Raw genomic sequence first — 16,600 nt, 5'->3', positions numbered from 1 at the left:
GAGTGAGTCACAATTATTTTGTGACTCTTGCAGTGAGTTACATCAGAGATGTGGGGGGAATTGAGTGATTTTTAGAGAAAAAGAGGAGTTAATCAGCCCCGGCTCCAGCCAGCAACAATGATCAACATGCCGCAGAATGCCACTGTGGCACCTATCCAGTCATAAGTACTTAATTTGATACCATCCACCCAACGTAACCACAGCAAAGCGGTCACAACGTACACCCCGCCGTATGCGGCATAAACGCGCCCACTGGCAGCTGGGTGTAGGGTTAACAACCAGACAAATATCGCAAGGGAGAAGGTTGTGGGAATCAACAATAGTGGAGAACCTTCACGCTTTAACCATAGCCACGGTAAAAAGCAGCCAATGATTTCAGCAAGAGCGGTGGCAAAAAAAAGCACGGTTGTTTTGATCATATGGAACAATCTCTGGGATAATGAGGTCAATAATGGGTCGTCTGGTACGCACCCCACTTCATAATTTATTTACTTTAATAAGTAGGGCTTCACCCTAAAAGGAAACAGCAATGAACACAATCCTTCGCAAACGTCTCACCATGGCAACACTGCCATTGGCGTTGCTGCTGAGTGCATTTGCGTTTGTTCAACCACTCCATGCTCAGACCAATAAGCTGATCATTGAATCTGGTGACAATGCGCAGACTCGCCAGGATGCGGCGATGGACAAAGAGCAATGGAATGACACACGCTCTCTGCGCCAAAAAGTGAACAAACGCGCCGAAAAAGAGTGGGACAAAACCGATACGGCTTTTGATGCCCGCGATAATTGCCAGAAAAGTGCTAACGTTAACGCTTACTGGGAACCTAACACCCTACGTTGCCTGGACCGTCGCACTGGTCGAACTGTGGCACCGTAATTTTGTACTGTTATCCAATAAGGCTTCTTAACAGGAGCCTTATTCACTTTGAAAGGAATTCAAATGAGCCACGAGCTACAAATCAAGCTTCGCCCACTGGAGCGCGAAGATCTCCGCTTCGTCCATCAACTGGACAACAACGCAAGCGTGATGCGCTATTGGTTTGAAGAGCCCTATGAAGCGTTTGTCGAACTGTCGGACCTTTATGACAAACATATTCACGATCAAAGTGAACGTCGTTTTGTTATCGAGTGTAACGGCGAAAAAGCAGGCCTGGTGGAACTGGTTGAAATTAACCATGTTCACCGCCGCGCTGAATTTCAGATAATTATCTCACCGGATTATCAGGGCAAAGGGCTGGCGACTCGCGCCGCTAAACTCGCCATGGATTACGGCTTTATGGTGTTAAACCTGTACAAACTGTATTTGATTGTCGATAAAGAAAATGAAAAAGCCGTGCATATATATAAGAAGCTGGGCTTTATGGTGGAAGGTGAATTAATCCATGAGTTCTTTATCAATGGCGAATACCGCAACACCATTCGTATGTGTATCTTCCAGCATCAATATCTGGCGGAACACAAAAGTAGTGGCACTATTTTAAAACCGACTGCGCAGTAATCAATGTGGTGGATGTCGCTTACGCTAATCCACCCTACAAAACCCTGTTACGGCAGATTCAACGTTGCGCGGTGTTTCGCGGATTCCATACCCAGCTCGATCATCTCCATGACCTGAATCGCCTGCGCCGCAGGAACCGGGTTTTCTCCGTGTCCGGTCAGTGCATCACGAATCCCCGCATAGTAAGCCGGATAATTACCCGGAACCGTCAGCAATGTTTGCTCGGTCATCACCTCACCCTGCGCTAACGTTAATACGCCATCACGCATATCGTAGCCCCAATCCTCTTGCGGCAAACGCTCGCCAGATTTAAGGCGATCTTCCTGCGGATCCAAACCATATTTGATATAGCTGCCGCGCGTACCATGGACGATATAGCGAGCGGTTTCTGCCGCAGCAAGCAACGTGCCATGCAGCACGACACGACGCTGTGGATAGGCCAGCACAGCATGGAAGTAGTCTGTTGCTTGCGCGCCTGGACGCAACTGACCTAAATCCACGGTCAGACTAACCGGTAGCCCGAAAAGATTCAGCGCCTGATCGATAAGATGTGGCCCTAAATCGTACCAAATCCCGCTCCCAACACCCGCCTGTTCACGCCAGCGATTACGTACCTGTGGGCGGAAGCGGTCAAAATGCGACTCAAAGTACGCGACCTCACCTAGCGTCCCATCTGCCAGTAACGTTTTCAGCGTTAAGAAATCGCTGTCCCAACGGCGATTATGGAACACTGAAAGCAATAAGCCGCAGCTTTTAGCCAGTGCATCAAGTTCACGCGCTTGTGACAATGTCACGGTAAAGGGTTTATCGACAACGACATGTTTACCAGCTTCCAGCGCTGCTTTAGCCAGCGGGAAGTGCGTATCGTTTGGGGTAGGAATAACAATTAAATCGATATTTGGGTCATTGAACAGATGATGAGGATCAGAGACTACCGGCATATTTGGCCAGTCAGCATGAACTTTCGTGGCATCGCTGCTGGAGACACCGGCCAGAACCATACCCGGCGTGCCCACAATTAAGGGGGCATGAAACGTCTTGCTGGCGTAACCGTAACCGATTAATCCGACACGAATGTTATCACTCATTTTCTTTCCTCAAATTTTTGGACAACCTATTGGATACTATCCTGGGGATTGTAACAACAGGTAATTATATTGTTGCGTTCTGGTTGCACATTCACCAGGCGACCGTCTTATTGCCAGCGTTCCTGGGCATCAGTTATGCCACTTACCTGCTCATGAAAACTCCTAAAAAATCAATCATGAGCATTAGGTTATATATATGAATAAGCATTTCCGTTTATTATTCACGCACACCCTACGCACAGCGTGCCCTGTTCATTTACTGCATGGATAACTACACCTCATGACTGCTCTCGATTATTTAATGAAGTTTCGTAAAATCAGCTCGCCTGAAAGCCTTGAAAAACTCTTCGACCATCTTAATTACACCCTGACTGATGATACTGACCTGATGAATATGTATCGCGCGGCCGATCACCGTCGTGCTGAATTAGTTTCTGGTGGGCGGTTGTTTGATTTAGGTTGTGTGCCAAAATCCGTCTGGCGTTATGTTGTCTAGCGCCGCGACGGTAGCAAAGTATTGAAAAAACCTTATAATCCCCCCGCCTTATGAATCGCATAAGGAAAGTCTTATTATTTTTCGGGAGGAAACATGGCGACTACCCAAGTCTCTACGCAGGCACCACGTATTGCAGGCTGGCTCCTGGCCCCTCTCGCATGGCTATTAATGACCTTACTCAGCAGCAGTATTGCTCTGGCCATTTATCTTATGATGCTTATCTCCCCAGAAAGCCATCGACTTATGAGCGCACAAGGCCCCAAAATGGTCGTGCTCTGGTACACCTCTATCGCCTGCGCGATTGCCATGTGGGGTTATACCGTGTGGTTGACTATCGCCTTCTTCAAACGCCGTAAGAATGTGGTACGTCATTATATTCTTTGGTTATTGCTGTCTGTGTTGTTGGCGATTAAAACCTTCGCGTTTTCCCCAGTGAGTGACGATCTGGCATTACGTCAGCTGATGTTCCCTCTGTTGGCTGCAGCCTTGCTGGTTCCTTACCTCAAGCGCTCGCAACGCGTGAAGCACACATTTATTAAGCCTTAATTACGCGGTAATAACCCTATAAACGCCCAGTTGTCGTCATCTTGCGGTTAGACGATAATAGGCGGCTTTTTTTTGTTTCAGGTCTCATTCATGACAGATTATCTGCTGCTCTTTGTTGGTACGGTTCTGGTCAATAACTTCGTATTAGTGAAGTTTCTTGGCCTGTGTCCGTTTATGGGCGTTTCCAAAAAACTGGAGACGGCTATTGGCATGGGGCTGGCGACCACTTTTGTACTGACTCTGGCGTCAATTTGCGCCTGGCTGGTCAATGAGTTGATCCTTATTCCTCTTGATCTGGTCTATCTGCGCACCCTGGCGTTTATTCTGGTGATTGCAGTAGTCGTGCAATTTACCGAAATGGTAGTCCGTAAAACCAGCCCGGCGCTCTATCGCCTGTTGGGTATCTTTTTGCCGCTAATCACCACTAACTGCGCGGTACTTGGTGTTGCGTTGCTAAATATCAATCTCGGTCATAACTTCCTGCAATCGGCACTTTACGGTTTTTCAGCAGCGGTAGGTTTCTCACTGGTAATGGTGCTGTTTGCTGCGATTCGCGAACGCCTTGCGGTAGCCGATGTTCCTGCACCTTTTCGCGGTAATGCCATCGCGCTTATCACCGCAGGCTTAATGTCTTTGGCGTTTATGGGCTTTAGCGGGTTGGTGAAGTTCTGATGAGTACTATTTGGATTGCTGTGGTTGCTCTGGGCCTGTTAGGCCTGATATTCGGGCTTATCCTGGGTTATGCCTCGCGCCGCTTTCAGGTCCAGGAAGACCCTATCGTTGATAAAATCGATGAATTGCTGCCACAAAGCCAGTGTGGGCAATGCGGCTACCCGGGTTGCCGTCCTTATGCGGAAGCCGTCGGCAATCAAGGTTCGAAGATCAATCTGTGCGCCCCTGGCGGTGAAGCCGTGATGCTAAAGATCGCCACGTTGCTTAACGTCGACCCGCAGCCGATTGAAGGCGATGCAGTAGCCCAGGAGCCTGTGCGCATGTTGGCGGTTATCGACGAACCCAACTGTATTGGCTGCACAAAATGTATTCAGGCCTGCCCGGTTGATGCCATTGTTGGCGCGACCCGCGCCATGCATACCGTTATTAGTGACCTTTGCACCGGATGCAATTTATGTGTCGACCCATGTCCTACGCGCTGTATTGAGCTACGACCGGTCGAAACCACCACAGAAAGCTGGAAGTGGGATCTGCAAACAATCCCGGTTCGTATCATTCCGGTGGAGCAACATGCTTAAGCTATTTACCCGTTTTAAAAAAGATAAAATCTGGGATTTCGATGGTGGTATTCATCCACCAGAAATGAAAACTCAGTCCAACGGCACGCCACTGCGCCAGGTTCCGTTACCGCAAAAACTGGTTATTCCTTTGAAGCAGCACATCGGTGCTGAAGGCGAACTGTGCGTAAAACCTGGCAATTATGTGTTACGAGGGCAACCTTTGACTCGTGGGCATGGCCGTATGCTACCTGTTCACGCCCCGACATCCGGAACCGTAACCGCCATTGCCCCCCACTCCACTGCCCATCCTTCTGCGCTGGCTGAACTCAGCGTAATTATTGAAGCCGATGGTGAAGATAAGTGGATTGAGCGTGATGGCTGGCAGGACTACACATCCCGCAGCCGCGATGAGTTGATTACCCGCATTCACCAGTTTGGTGTTGCAGGCTTAGGTGGCGCTGGTTTCCCGACCGGGAATAAATTACAAGGCGGTGGCGATAAAATCGACACGCTGATTATCAATGCTGCCGAGTGCGAACCGTACATCACTGCCGATGACCGTCTGATGCAGGATTGCGCCGCGCAAATCATCGATGGTGTGCGAATTCTTGCGCATATTTTGCAACCGCAGCGCGTGCTAATTGGCATCGAAGATAATAAACCGCAGGCGATTTCTATGCTGCGTGCGGTGCTCTGCAACACACAGGGTATTGAACTGCGGGTGATCCCGACCAAATACCCGTCCGGTGGGGCAAAGCAGCTGACGCAAATTCTGACGGGTAAGCAGGTTCCACAAGGTGGCCGTTCCTCAGATATCGGTGTGCTGATGCAAAACGTCGGTACTGCGTTTGCGGTAAAGCGCGCCATTATCGACGGCGAGCCGTTAACCGAGCGCGTGGTGACGTTGACGGGCGGTGCAGTTCAACAGCCAGGTAATGTCTGGGCACGATTGGGGACCCCTGTTCGTCATCTGCTCGATTTTGCCGGATTCCGTCCAGGGCACGATCAGCAAGTGATTATGGGTGGCCCACTGATGGGCTTTAGCCTGCCTTGGCTGGATGTGCCAGTCGTCAAAATCACCAACTGTTTGCTGGCACCTAACGCCAATGAAATGGGTGAACCGCAAGAAGAACAGAGTTGCATTCGTTGCAGCGCCTGTGCCGACTCCTGTCCAGCAGATTTGTTACCGCAACAACTTTACTGGTTCAGCCGAGGCCAACAGCACGATAAAGCTCAGGCTCATAATCTTAAAGACTGCATCGAATGTGGTGCTTGTGCCTACGTCTGCCCCAGCAATATTCCGCTAGTGCAGTATTTTCGTCAGGAAAAGGCTGAGATCCGCGAAATCGAGTTGGAAGCCAAACGAACAGCTGAAGCGAAAGTACGCTTTGAAGCGCGCCAGGCTCGTCTTGAGCGCGAAAAGGCTGCTCGTCTTGAACGCCATAAGCAGGCAGCTGTTCAACCGACAGCGAAAGACAACGATGCTATCCAGGCGGCCCTTGCCCGAGTGAAAAACAAAAAAGCTCAGGGTAGCGAGCCAATTGTTATTCAGCCAGGGAGCCTGCCTGATAACCAGCAGGTGATCGCGGCGCGTGAAGCGCGCAAAGCGCAAGCTCGGGCGCGTCAGGCAGAAAAGGAAGCACAAGACAGTGCGACTGAGACTGCCAGCCCGGACCCACGCAAAGCGGCCGTTGAAGCAGCTATAGCCCGAGCCAAAGCTCGTAAAGCGGCACAATCGCATGAAACAACAGCAGATGCTGAAGCCGCTGAGGTAGAAACCATCGACCCACGCAAAGCGGCTGTTGAAGCAGCTATAGCTCGTGCCAAAGCCCGTAAAGCGGCACAATCGAATGAAACAACAGCAGATGCTGAAGCCGCTGAGGTAGAAACCATCGACCCTCGCAAAGCGGCCGTTGAAGCTGCTATTGCCCGTGCCAAAGCCCGTAAAGCGGCGCAATCGCATGAAACAACAGCAGATACTGAAGCGGCTGAGGTCGAAACCATCGACCCTCGCAAAGCGGCCGTTGAAGCAGCTATTGCCCGTGCCAAAGCCCGTAAAGCGGCGCAATCACATGAAAAAACAGCAGATCCTGAAGCCGCTGAGGTAGAAACCATCGACCCTCGCAAAGCGGCCGTTGAAGCTGCTATTGCCCGGGCCAAAGCCCGTAAAGCGGCCCAGGCTGAACAACAATCTGTAGAAACACCTGCCGAAGAACAAGATCCGCGCAAAGCCGCGGTGGCTGCCGCTATTGCCCGTGTTCAGGCACGTAAAGCTGCGCTTCAAATGGCATCAGAGGAATAGATGGTTTTCAAGATAGCAAGCTCCCCTTATACCCATAACCAGCGCAGCACCTCACGGATTATGCTGCTGGTGACTTGGGCCACGTTGCCTGGCATGGCAATGCTTTGGTATTGGTTCGGCTGGGGTAGTCTGGTGCAAATAGCATTAGGCGTTCTGACTGCAGTTGCTGCAGAGCTGTTGGTACTTAAACTTCGCAAACAACCGCTGAGAATCCTCGGTGACAATTCTGCGGCGTTAACCGGTCTGCTGCTAGGGATGAGCATTCCACCATTTGCCCCGTGGTGGATGGTGGTACTAGGAACGGTTTTTGCGGTGATAATCGCAAAACAATTGTATGGCGGACTTGGTCACAACCCATTTAACCCGGCAATGGTCGGTTATGTGGTGTTGCTGATTGCCTTCCCGGTACAAATGACATCGTGGTTACCGCCACACACACTGGCTGCTACGGTTCCAGGCTTTGCTGATTCGCTGCACGTTATTTTCTCCGGCTCTACTCTGGCTGGCGACACTATGACGCAATTGCGCATGGGTATTGATGGGATAAGTCAGGCAACACCACTGGATACCTTTAAAACAGGCATGCGCGCCGGGCATTCCGCCAACGATCTGTTACAAGAGCCAATTTATAGCGGTGTACTGGCTGGTATCGGCTGGCAATGGGTTAACCTCGCGTTCCTGGCGGGCGGCCTGTTCATGCTTATCAAAGGTGCCATTCGTTGGCATATTCCAGTTAGTTTCCTGCTCACACTTGCGGTGTGCTCCACGCTCGGCTGGATGTTTGCTCCGGAAAAATGTGCATCTCCGCTGATTCATCTGTTTTCGGGTGCCACTATGCTGGGTGCATTTTTCATTCTCACCGACCCGGTAACGGCCTCGACCACCAATCGTGGGCGCTTGATTTTCGGTGCGCTGGCCGGATTACTGGTCTGGTTGATTCGTACCTTTGGTGGTTATCCGGATGGTATTGCTTTCGCCGTTTTGCTGGCAAACATCACTGTACCTTTGATTGATTATTACACCCGCCCACGTGCTTACGGGCATCGCTAAGGAACCGTCATGCTAAAAACGATGCAAAAACATGGCGTTACTTTGGCTCTGTTTGCGATATTGGCAACCGGACTAACTGCGGTCGTCAATGCCTTAACGAAAAACACTATCGAACAACAAGCTGTTGCCCAGCAGAAGCTATTGTTTGATCAGGTGATTTCGACCGATATCTATGACAACAATATTCAGGCCAGTTGTGTCGTCGTCAATGATTCACCGTTAGGCAAAAGCGAACGCCATATTTATGTGGCGCGTAAAAGTGAACAACCGGTTGCGGTTGTCATGGAAACCACCGCCCCTGATGGTTATTCTGGCGCCATTCAATTGCTGGTCGCGGCTGATTTTAACGGCAAAGTGTTGGGCTCACGTGTCACTGAACATCATGAAACCCCCGGCCTTGGCGATAAAATCGAAACACGTCTGAGTGACTGGATCACGCATTTTGCCGGCAAGACAATTCAAGGCAATGATGATTCAAGCTGGGCGGTAAAAAAGGATGGCGGTCAGTTTGATCAGTTTACCGGCGCGACCATTACCCCTCGCGCAGTTGTCAATGCGGTAAAACGAGCGGGATTATTCGCCAAAACACTGCCATCGCAAGTTGATAATCTTCCAGCCTGTGGAGCTCAACCATGAGCGAAGTAAAAGATATTGTCGTTCAGGGATTATGGAAAAATAACTCGGCTCTGGTGCAGTTATTAGGCCTTTGCCCACTGTTGGCGGTCACCTCTACTGCCACCAACGCTCTTGGCCTTGGACTTGCGACTACGCTGGTATTAGTGTTAACCAACAGTGCCGTATCCGCCCTACGTCGTTGGGTGCCGACAGAAATTCGTATTCCAATTTATGTCATGATCATCGCCTCGGTAGTTAGTACCGTTCAGATGCTGATCAATGCCTACGCTTACGGTTTGTATCAATCGTTGGGGATTTTCATTCCATTGATTGTTACAAACTGCATCGTTATTGGTCGAGCCGAGGCGTTTGCTGCAAAAAATAGTGTGCCGCTTGCCGCTTTGGATGGTTTAGCCATTGGCATGGGTGCCACCAGCGCAATGTTTGTTTTAGGCTCGTTGCGTGAAATCATTGGTAATGGGACGTTGTTCGATGGTGCCGATGCGCTGCTGGGTAGTTGGGCAAAAGTCCTGCGCATTGAAGTTTTCCACACTGATACCCCTTTCCTGTTGGCAATGTTGCCACCCGGCGCATTTATCGGACTGGGTTTAATGCTGGCAGTTAAGTATCTTATTGATGAAAAAATGAAAACGCGCCGCGCAGCGCAAGCTGCCGCAATGGAAGGTAATCCAGAGAAAGCGTTATGAATAAGAGTAAACGGTTAGAGATCCTCACGCGCCTGCGTGACAACAATCCTCACCCTACCACTGAGTTACAATTCAGTTCCCCCTTCGAATTGCTGATAGCCGTGTTGCTATCAGCCCAGGCGACGGATGTCAGCGTCAATAAGGCAACGGCGAAGCTCTATCCTGTGGCTAATACACCCCAGGCTATGTTGGATCTGGGTGTTGACGGTATTAAGTCATACATCAGAACCATTGGCCTTTTTAACAGTAAGGCCGAGAACGTCATCAAGACATGCCGGATGTTGATCGAGCTGCATAACGGTGAGGTCCCCGAAGACAGAGCGGCACTCGAAGCATTGCCGGGCGTTGGTCGCAAAACAGCCAACGTGGTGCTTAACACTGCCTTTGGATGGCCCACTATCGCCGTAGATACTCATATCTTCCGTGTATGTAACCGCACCAACTTTGCTCCGGGCAAGAACGTTGAGCAGGTCGAGGAAAAACTACTGAAAGTGGTTCCGGCAGAATTTAAAGTCGATTGCCATCACTGGCTCATTTTGCACGGCCGTTATACCTGTATAGCTCGCAAGCCGCGCTGTGGTTCGTGCATCATTGAAGATCTGTGTGAATTCAAAGAGAAAGTCGATATCTAATCCCCTTCCCACCTGCTGCGTAAGTGGCAGGTTAGTTTCTTGTTCATTCCCACATCGCTGCCTGCCGCATCTAATCTATTGTTTTATTCTACGAATCATTACCGTTTCGGTTTAATCATGTGGTGAATAATCACCCCAACAGGTAAATCGTTTTTTTACGATAAGAATTTTCCATAAATATGTGACACGGATCACACTGATAACTCAATGTTAAATTTAGGTCATCAAAATGAAACAAATAACCTCGCATTCCTCAGTGATTAGCTAACTTAAGCAGTACAATAGGCTGCACAAATCTTTACACCCCGCCCATATCACTACACATTCGACCATAAAGCAGAATATATAACTAAAATGAATTTTTTTTAGCATTACCAAAGAGAATAAATCGGCAAAGCGCATTTTGATAAAATTTAACGCTGAATAACAATTTGCTTTTTGGAGCTTTATTCCGCGAGAGATATATGTAACAGAGTATTACAAACCCCTTGCCTGAAGCCGCAGGATAGTGAACATTACCCGCCGTTTCCCCTTTCTTATAACTAAAAAAGCGAATGCCGCTGGCATGACGCTTAGAAAACTCCTGTTAAATTGGGATGTAAAAAAAGAGGTATATGTGTCGACTGCAAACAAGAAACCAGCAGAAAGCATTAGTCTGAATGCTTTCAAACAACCTAAATCGTTCTATCTGATTTTCTCTATCGAATTGTGGGAGCGTTTTGGCTACTACGGTCTGCAAGGTATTATGGCCGTTTACCTGGTCAAAATGCTGGGTATGTCCGAAGCTGACTCCATCACCCTGTTCTCCTCCTTCAGCGCACTGGTCTATGGAATGGTCGCTATCGGTGGTTGGTTAGGCGATAAAGTTCTCGGCACCAAGCGCGTCATTGTGCTCGGTACTATCGTACTGGCTATCGGTTACGCGCTGGTAGCTTACTCCGGTCACGATGTGGCTGTGGTGTATATGGGTATGGCGACTATCGCTGTGGGTAACGGTCTGTTTAAGGCTAACCCATCCTCCCTGCTTTCTACTTGCTACGATAAAGATGATCCGCGTTTGGACGGTGCATTTACTATGTACTACATGTCCATCAACATCGGTTCATTCTTCTCTATGCTTGCCACTCCATGGCTTGCAGCGAAGTATGGCTGGAGCGTTGCGTTCTCCCTGAGCTTCGTGGGTATGCTGATCACTTTAGTGAACTTTATGTTCTGTAAGAAGTGGGTCAAAAACCACGGTTCTAAACCTGACTTCCAGCCGGTGAATTTTGGCAAACTGGGCGCCACTATTGTGGGTGTTCTGGTGCTGGTTACTGCGGCAACCTGGCTGCTGCACAACCAAGGCATCGCACGTATGGTTCTGGGCGTAGTCGCTCTGGGCATCGTGATTATCTTTGCTAAAGAAGCTTTCGCAATGCAGGGCGCGGCTCGTCGTAAGATGATTGTTGCCTTCATTCTGATGGTTGAAGCAATTGTGTTCTTCGTGCTGTATAGCCAAATGCCAACCTCTCTGAACTTCTTTGCGATTCGTAACGTTGAGCACTCCATTCTGGGTGTGATGTTCGAACCTGAGCAGTTCCAGGCACTGAACCCATTCTGGATCATGATTGGTAGCCCGATTCTGGCTGCTATCTACAACAAAATGGGCGACCGCATGCCGATGCCGCACAAATTTGCGTTCGGTATGATCCTGTGTTCCCTGGCCTTCCTGGTGCTGCCACTGGGTGCGAAATTCGCATCTGATGCAGGTATCGTGTCTGTAAGCTGGTTGATTCTGAGCTATGCGCTGCAGAGTATCGGTGAGCTGATGATTTCCGGTCTGGGCCTGGCTATGGTTGCACAGCTGGTTCCACAGCGCCTGATGGGCTTCATCATGGGTAGCTGGTTCCTGACTACTGCTGGTGCTGCAATCATTGCAGGTAAAGTTGCGAACCTGATGGCTGTTCCAGAAAACGTAACCGACCCACTGCAATCACTGGCTGTATATGGTCACGTGTTCATGCAGATTGGTATTGCTACCGCTGTTATCGCGGTTCTGATGATGCTCACTGCGCCTAAGCTGAACCGTATGGCACAGCAGGTTGACGAAAAAGCTGAGACCTCTAAGGAAACAGCTACCGCGTAATGTAGCGGGGAACATGTTATTTTCAGCCGTTAGCTTTTATCGCTAACGGCTTTTTTTTTGCCCATATGCGCACTAACATAGGGTATCTTAGCGCCCCATAGGAGTTCAGTAATGAAACTGTATTATAAAGCTGGTGCCTGTTCCCTCTCCCCACACATTATCCTGCGCGAAACCGGTGTTGATTTCTCACTGGTGAAAGTCGATTTAGCCGCAAAGACAACCGAAGCTGGTGATGATTACCTTGAAATTAATGCCAAGGGTCAAGTCCCGGCACTGCTGCTAGACGATGGTTCACTGCTGACAGAAGGCGTGGCAATTGTGCAATACCTGGCAGATAAAGTGCCTGACCGCCAGTTACTTGCCCCTTCAGGTAGCATGACGCGCTACCACACGCTGGAATGGTTGAACTACATCGCCACCGAACTGCATAAAGGTTTCTCGCCATTGTTTAACCCGGCAACGCCTGAAGAGTTCAAAACCATTACTCGAGCAGCGCTTGAGAAGAAATTTAAATACGTTAACGAAGAGTTGAACGATAAACAGTGGCTGATGGGGCTGCGCTTTAGCGTGGCAGATGCGTATCTGTTTACTGTGTTGCGCTGGGCAGGCGCGGTCAAGTTAGACCTGGAAGGCTTGACCAATATCGATGCGTTTATGGAACGAATGAAAGCGCGTCCGGCTGTTGCGGCGGCTCTAACGGCTGAAGGGATTTAACGAGTCGGTAATTGAAAACGCCCTCTGTTGAGGGCGTTTATGTTTTATAGCTTCACCGCGGTGAAATAATGCTCTGGTTTCGCAATGCCTTCCTGGGCCGCAACCAGTTGCAGTTCGTACTCTTCCATTTTCTTCGTCACGACCATAATGTCATAAACCGCAGCAGTGACATGTTCCAGAGCCTCACGAAGCGTTGCACCCTGCAACAATTTAACCAACAGCAGACCACTGGTCACATCGCCAACGCCGACGGGCTGACGTTCGCCAAAATCCACCAGCGGACGGTGAATATGCCAGGCTTCGTCCGCAGTCACCAACAACATCTCAAAGCGATCCTGCTGATATGCCGCACGCGCAAGGTGTTTCACCAACACGATTTCCGGGCCTTTCGCGATGAGTTCTCTCGCAGTCGAAACCGCTTCATCAACAGAGTTAACCGCATGACCGCTCAGGATCTCAAGCTCAATCAGGTTTGGGGCAATAATATCACTGGCTGGCAACGCATAGCGCGTATGGAATTCGGCAACACCAGGGGCGACGATGCAGCCTTTTTCAGGATGGCCCATTACCGGGTCGCAAAAATACTTCGCCTGCGGATTGGCCTCTTTCGTTTTACGAACAATAGAAAGAATATGTTCGCCCTGCTCAGCAGAGCCAAGGTAACCACTCAACACCGCGTCACAACGTTTAAGCTGCCCGATGTCCGCAATTCCTTGCACAATGTCGCTTAGGTGGCTGGCAGGCATCACGCTACCAGTCCATTTTCCGTATTGGGTATGGTTGGAGAACTGAACAGTGTTCAATGACCATACATTGGCGCCCAGACGGCGCATCGGGAATTCGGCGGCACTATTGCCTGCGTGACCGAAAACCACATGGGACTGGATGGCAAGGATGTTTTTCATTTTTCTACTCGGATGGAACGATATTGGTTCTGGTTGTGTGTAAACAAATCGACTAAAAATAAAGGGCGTGGTTTCCCACGCCCTTCTGATCTTTCTTAATTACTTCCAGCAAACGAGGCAGTAATTTTTCTTACCCCGGCGCAGTAAGGTGTAGCGATTGAACAGAATATCGCTATCAGCAAAGGTATATTCCGGGTCAGACTGCTTCTCACCGTTGATGGTAATAGCATTTTGCGCGATGGTTTTACGCGCCTGACCACGAGATGGTTGCAGTTCGGAATCAACCAGAGCTTGTTGCAGATCAGCCCCACGATCCATTTCAACCATCGGTACACCATCCTGAGCCAGTTGCTCAAGGTCGGCTTCAGTCAAATCGCTTAGGTTGCCGTTAAACAGGCTGGCGGTAATACGTTTAGCCGCTTCAAGACCTTCTTCGCCGTGAACCAGGCGAGTCACCTGCTCTGCCAGTACGTACTGTGCACGTGGTGCAGTGCCGCTATTTTTATCTTCTTCTTCCAGCGCGTCGATTTCTTCGAGGCTCATGAAGGTGAAGAATTTTAGGAAGCGATATACATCAGAGTCAGCGGTGTTGATCCAGAACTGGTAGAACTTGTACGGGCTGGTTTTCTTCGGATCAAGCCATACTGCGCCGCCTTCGGTTTTACCGAATTTGGTGCCATCTGATTTCGTAATCAACGGCACAGTCAGACCAAACGCTTGTTGCTGATGCAGACGGCGAGTTAAGTCGATACCGGAGGTGATGTTACCCCACTGGTCGGAACCGCCAATTTGCAGCACAACGCCGTGCAGTTTGTTCAGGCATGCAAAGTCATAACCTTGCAGCAGATTGTAGGAAAACTCGGTAAAGGAGATACCTACATCGTCACGGTTCAGACGCTGCTTCACGGCTTCTTTGTTAATCATCTGGTTAACAGAGAAGTGTTTGCCGATATCACGCAGGAAGGTCAGCACGCTCATGCCGCCAAACCAGTCGTAGTTATTCGCCGCAACGGCTGAGTTTTCGCCACAATCGAAATCGAGGAACGGTGCAACCTGGCGGCGGATTTTTTCCACCCACTCTTGCACGGTATCTTCAGTGTTGAGTTTACGCTCAACGGCTTTAAAACTTGGGTCGCCAATCAGACCTGTCGCACCACCCACCAGTGCAACCGGTTTGTGGCCTGCTTCCTGGAAGCGTTTCAGGCACAGCAGTGGAACCAGATGGCCCAAATGCAAGCTGTCAGCGGTAGGATCGAAGCCGCAATACAGCGCAATTGGCCCTTGCGCCAGTCGCTGTGCTAACGCTTCTTCATCCGTTACCTGGGCGACTAAGCCCCGCTCTTGCAATTGTTTTATCAAATTGATGCCTGCCATCAAATTCTCCATCTATATACGACTGCACCTTTACCGGTACACGGTTTTTCGCCTGGTGGCGAAAGGAGTTAATTTCTTAGGGGACATATAATAGAGAGCTGGCACGTGGAGTACCAGCGCTTAACACAACAAATTCCCGATGCTACGGAGCCAGGCGGTCTATTTTCCAGGCTTCGCCTTCGCGCTGGTATAAAAAACGATCGTGCAGACGGTGTTCGCCACCCTGCCAGAATTCCATTTGCTCAATTGTTACGCGATAACCGCCCCAGAAGCTCGGCAGTGGAATTTCGCCTTGCTGGAATTTCTGTTTCAGCTCGAGGAATTTACTTTCCAGAATACCGCGCGCGGAAATACGGCTGGACTGTTTTGAAACCCAGGCGCCAATCTGGCTATCGCGCGGGCGACTGTGGAAATACTTCATCACTTCAAGAGTCGATAAACGCTCCGCTGTACCTAGTACCATCACCTGGCGATCCAGCATATGCCACGGGAAATGCAGGCTGATGCGCGGATTAGTTTCCAGATGATGTGCTTTGCGGGAACCGAGGTTGGTGTAAAACACCAAACCCCGGTCATCGAAATGTTTGAGCAACACAATGCGCTGATAAGGCTGGCCGCTTTCATCAACGGTTGCCACGACCATCGCGGTAGGGTCGGCAAGTTTAGCATCACATGCCTGAGCTAACCATCGTTCAAACAAAGGCAGAGGTTGTTCGGTAAGATCATTGCGGCGCAAACCACCTTTGGTGTATTCGCGGCGCAAATGCGCAATTTGTTGCAAAGAGTCGTTATCAGACATGGCGTTACGTCAGGCAATTGTCAGGTGGAGCTATTGTGCGCTCCACCCTCAAAAATCTCTACTCAAAATAATTCAGGTTGCAGGCAGGCGGTAAACGAACGAGGCCCCAGGAGCTTACTTGAGTAAGTGGCTGGGGTGAGTAAGCGCAGCCAACGCCCCTGCAACTTGAAGTATGAAGAGTATCAATGTTTCGGATTTTGAAGCTGGCAATCATCCAGCACGACCGTGTCTTTGCGGTACACCGTTGCGGTATCACCCTTCGACCAGAATACATAAACACCATCGGTATAGCGCGCACCTGATGCGGACAAACCTTGTGTCAGCGACAAATATTCGTTGTCATAAACAAAGTTCACCATCTGCTTTTGGTTATTTAATTTAACGGTAAGCGGTTTTTCATCACACTGATATTGCAGAGTATCCGTCTGCATCTTCTCAACAAAGGTGTTGTAGTAGCTACATCCTGAAAGCATGAAGGGAATGGCGGCAATAAGTAGTTTTTTCATCTGCATGT

At 49.8% G+C, this 16,600-nt stretch carries 19 protein-coding genes; 13 read left to right on the top strand and 6 right to left on the bottom strand.

The window, feature by feature from the left end:
• Positions 1 to 92 precede the first annotated feature (92 nt).
• Positions 93 to 419, bottom strand: coding sequence for a YnfA family protein (locus EDF88_RS01045; protein WP_134182299.1), 327 nt, complete (start codon positions 417 to 419; stop codon positions 93 to 95).
• Between the two features lie 110 nt (positions 420 to 529).
• On the opposite strand from EDF88_RS01045, the gene EDF88_RS01040 reads away from it, so the two are divergent.
• Both EDF88_RS01040 and speG read left to right on the top strand, forming a co-directional pair.
• Entirely contained in the window at positions 530 to 880 is a 351-nt protein-coding gene (locus EDF88_RS01040) for a DUF1283 family protein (protein WP_134182297.1), read from the top strand.
• A 63-nt stretch (positions 881 to 943) separates the two neighbouring features.
• Complete coding sequence (gene speG / locus EDF88_RS01035; protein WP_064511739.1) at positions 944 to 1,501, top strand: spermidine N1-acetyltransferase; 558 nt, start codon at positions 944 to 946, stop codon at positions 1,499 to 1,501.
• Between the two features lie 47 nt (positions 1,502 to 1,548).
• On the opposite strand, the gene EDF88_RS01030 is transcribed toward speG, so the two are convergent.
• On the bottom strand, positions 1,549 to 2,589 hold the full coding sequence (locus tag EDF88_RS01030) for an oxidoreductase (RefSeq protein ID WP_134182295.1): 1,041 nt from the start codon (positions 2,587 to 2,589) through the stop codon (positions 1,549 to 1,551).
• Between the two features lie 280 nt (positions 2,590 to 2,869).
• Between EDF88_RS01030 and ydgT the strand changes: the two genes are divergently transcribed.
• The 11 genes from ydgT to gstA all read left to right on the top strand — a co-directional run bounded on the left by ydgT (position 2,870) and on the right by gstA (position 13,008).
• A complete protein-coding gene (gene ydgT / locus EDF88_RS01025) occupies positions 2,870 to 3,085 on the top strand; it encodes a transcription modulator YdgT (RefSeq protein ID WP_134182293.1) in 216 nt (71 codons plus the stop codon).
• A 93-nt stretch (positions 3,086 to 3,178) separates the two neighbouring features.
• Positions 3,179 to 3,631: a DUF2569 domain-containing protein gene (locus tag EDF88_RS01020; protein ID WP_134182291.1), complete on the top strand. Its 453-nt coding sequence runs from the start codon at positions 3,179 to 3,181 to the stop codon at positions 3,629 to 3,631.
• A 90-nt stretch (positions 3,632 to 3,721) separates the two neighbouring features.
• On the top strand, positions 3,722 to 4,303 hold the full coding sequence (rsxA, locus tag EDF88_RS01015) for an electron transport complex subunit RsxA (protein WP_034455395.1): 582 nt from the start codon (positions 3,722 to 3,724) through the stop codon (positions 4,301 to 4,303).
• Entirely contained in the window at positions 4,303 to 4,881 is a 579-nt protein-coding gene (gene rsxB / locus EDF88_RS01010; protein WP_064511743.1) for an electron transport complex subunit RsxB, read from the top strand. Before rsxA ends, rsxB begins: the two co-directional genes overlap by 1 nt.
• A complete protein-coding gene (gene rsxC, locus EDF88_RS01005) occupies positions 4,874 to 7,165 on the top strand; it encodes an electron transport complex subunit RsxC (protein WP_134182289.1) in 2,292 nt (763 codons plus the stop codon). The genes rsxB and rsxC overlap by 8 nt, the downstream gene beginning before the upstream one ends.
• Positions 7,166 to 8,215: an electron transport complex subunit RsxD gene (gene rsxD / locus EDF88_RS01000; protein WP_064511745.1), complete on the top strand. Its 1,050-nt coding sequence runs from the start codon at positions 7,166 to 7,168 to the stop codon at positions 8,213 to 8,215.
• A 9-nt stretch (positions 8,216 to 8,224) separates the two neighbouring features.
• The gene (rsxG, locus tag EDF88_RS00995) at positions 8,225 to 8,851 is read left to right on the top strand and encodes an electron transport complex subunit RsxG (RefSeq protein ID WP_064511746.1); all 627 of its coding nucleotides are present in this window, start codon (positions 8,225 to 8,227) and stop codon (positions 8,849 to 8,851) included.
• Positions 8,848 to 9,537 (top strand): electron transport complex subunit E, encoded by a 690-nt coding sequence (locus tag EDF88_RS00990; protein WP_064511747.1) that lies wholly within the window; start codon positions 8,848 to 8,850, stop codon positions 9,535 to 9,537. Before rsxG ends, EDF88_RS00990 begins: the two co-directional genes overlap by 4 nt.
• Positions 9,534 to 10,169: an endonuclease III gene (nth, locus tag EDF88_RS00985; protein WP_134182287.1), complete on the top strand. Its 636-nt coding sequence runs from the start codon at positions 9,534 to 9,536 to the stop codon at positions 10,167 to 10,169. Before EDF88_RS00990 ends, nth begins: the two co-directional genes overlap by 4 nt.
• 616 nt (positions 10,170 to 10,785) lie before the next feature.
• On the top strand, positions 10,786 to 12,294 hold the full coding sequence (gene dtpA / locus EDF88_RS00975) for a dipeptide/tripeptide permease DtpA (RefSeq protein ID WP_064511884.1): 1,509 nt from the start codon (positions 10,786 to 10,788) through the stop codon (positions 12,292 to 12,294).
• A gap of 111 nt (positions 12,295 to 12,405) precedes the next feature.
• Positions 12,406 to 13,008, top strand: a complete 603-nt coding sequence (gene gstA / locus EDF88_RS00970) for a glutathione transferase GstA (RefSeq protein ID WP_064511749.1) — start codon at positions 12,406 to 12,408, stop codon at positions 13,006 to 13,008.
• A 44-nt stretch (positions 13,009 to 13,052) separates the two neighbouring features.
• Here the strand turns inward: gstA and pdxY are convergent, their stop codons facing one another.
• The 4 genes from pdxY to mliC form a co-directional block, all read right to left on the bottom strand.
• On the bottom strand, positions 13,053 to 13,913 hold the full coding sequence (pdxY, locus tag EDF88_RS00965; RefSeq protein WP_064511750.1) for a pyridoxal kinase PdxY: 861 nt from the start codon (positions 13,911 to 13,913) through the stop codon (positions 13,053 to 13,055).
• Positions 13,914 to 14,012: 99 nt separating this feature from the next.
• Positions 14,013 to 15,287 carry a tyrosine--tRNA ligase gene (gene tyrS, locus EDF88_RS00960; protein WP_064511751.1) on the bottom strand — a complete coding sequence of 425 codons (1,275 nt, stop codon included), beginning with the start codon at positions 15,285 to 15,287 and terminating at the stop codon, positions 14,013 to 14,015.
• Between the two features lie 142 nt (positions 15,288 to 15,429).
• Positions 15,430 to 16,086 (bottom strand): pyridoxamine 5'-phosphate oxidase, encoded by a 657-nt coding sequence (pdxH, locus tag EDF88_RS00955; protein ID WP_064511752.1) that lies wholly within the window; start codon positions 16,084 to 16,086, stop codon positions 15,430 to 15,432.
• Between the two features lie 182 nt (positions 16,087 to 16,268).
• Entirely contained in the window at positions 16,269 to 16,592 is a 324-nt protein-coding gene (gene mliC, locus EDF88_RS00950) for a C-type lysozyme inhibitor (RefSeq protein ID WP_064511753.1), read from the bottom strand.
• Positions 16,593 to 16,600 lie beyond the last annotated feature (8 nt).

Origin of the sequence: Buttiauxella sp. BIGb0552 (genome assembly GCF_004366275.1) — a bacterium.
Taxonomy (GTDB): domain Bacteria; phylum Pseudomonadota; class Gammaproteobacteria; order Enterobacterales; family Enterobacteriaceae; genus Buttiauxella; species Buttiauxella gaviniae.
The sequence above is the reverse complement of the archived record's forward strand: the minus strand, read 5'-3'. Positions and strand labels throughout refer to the sequence as shown.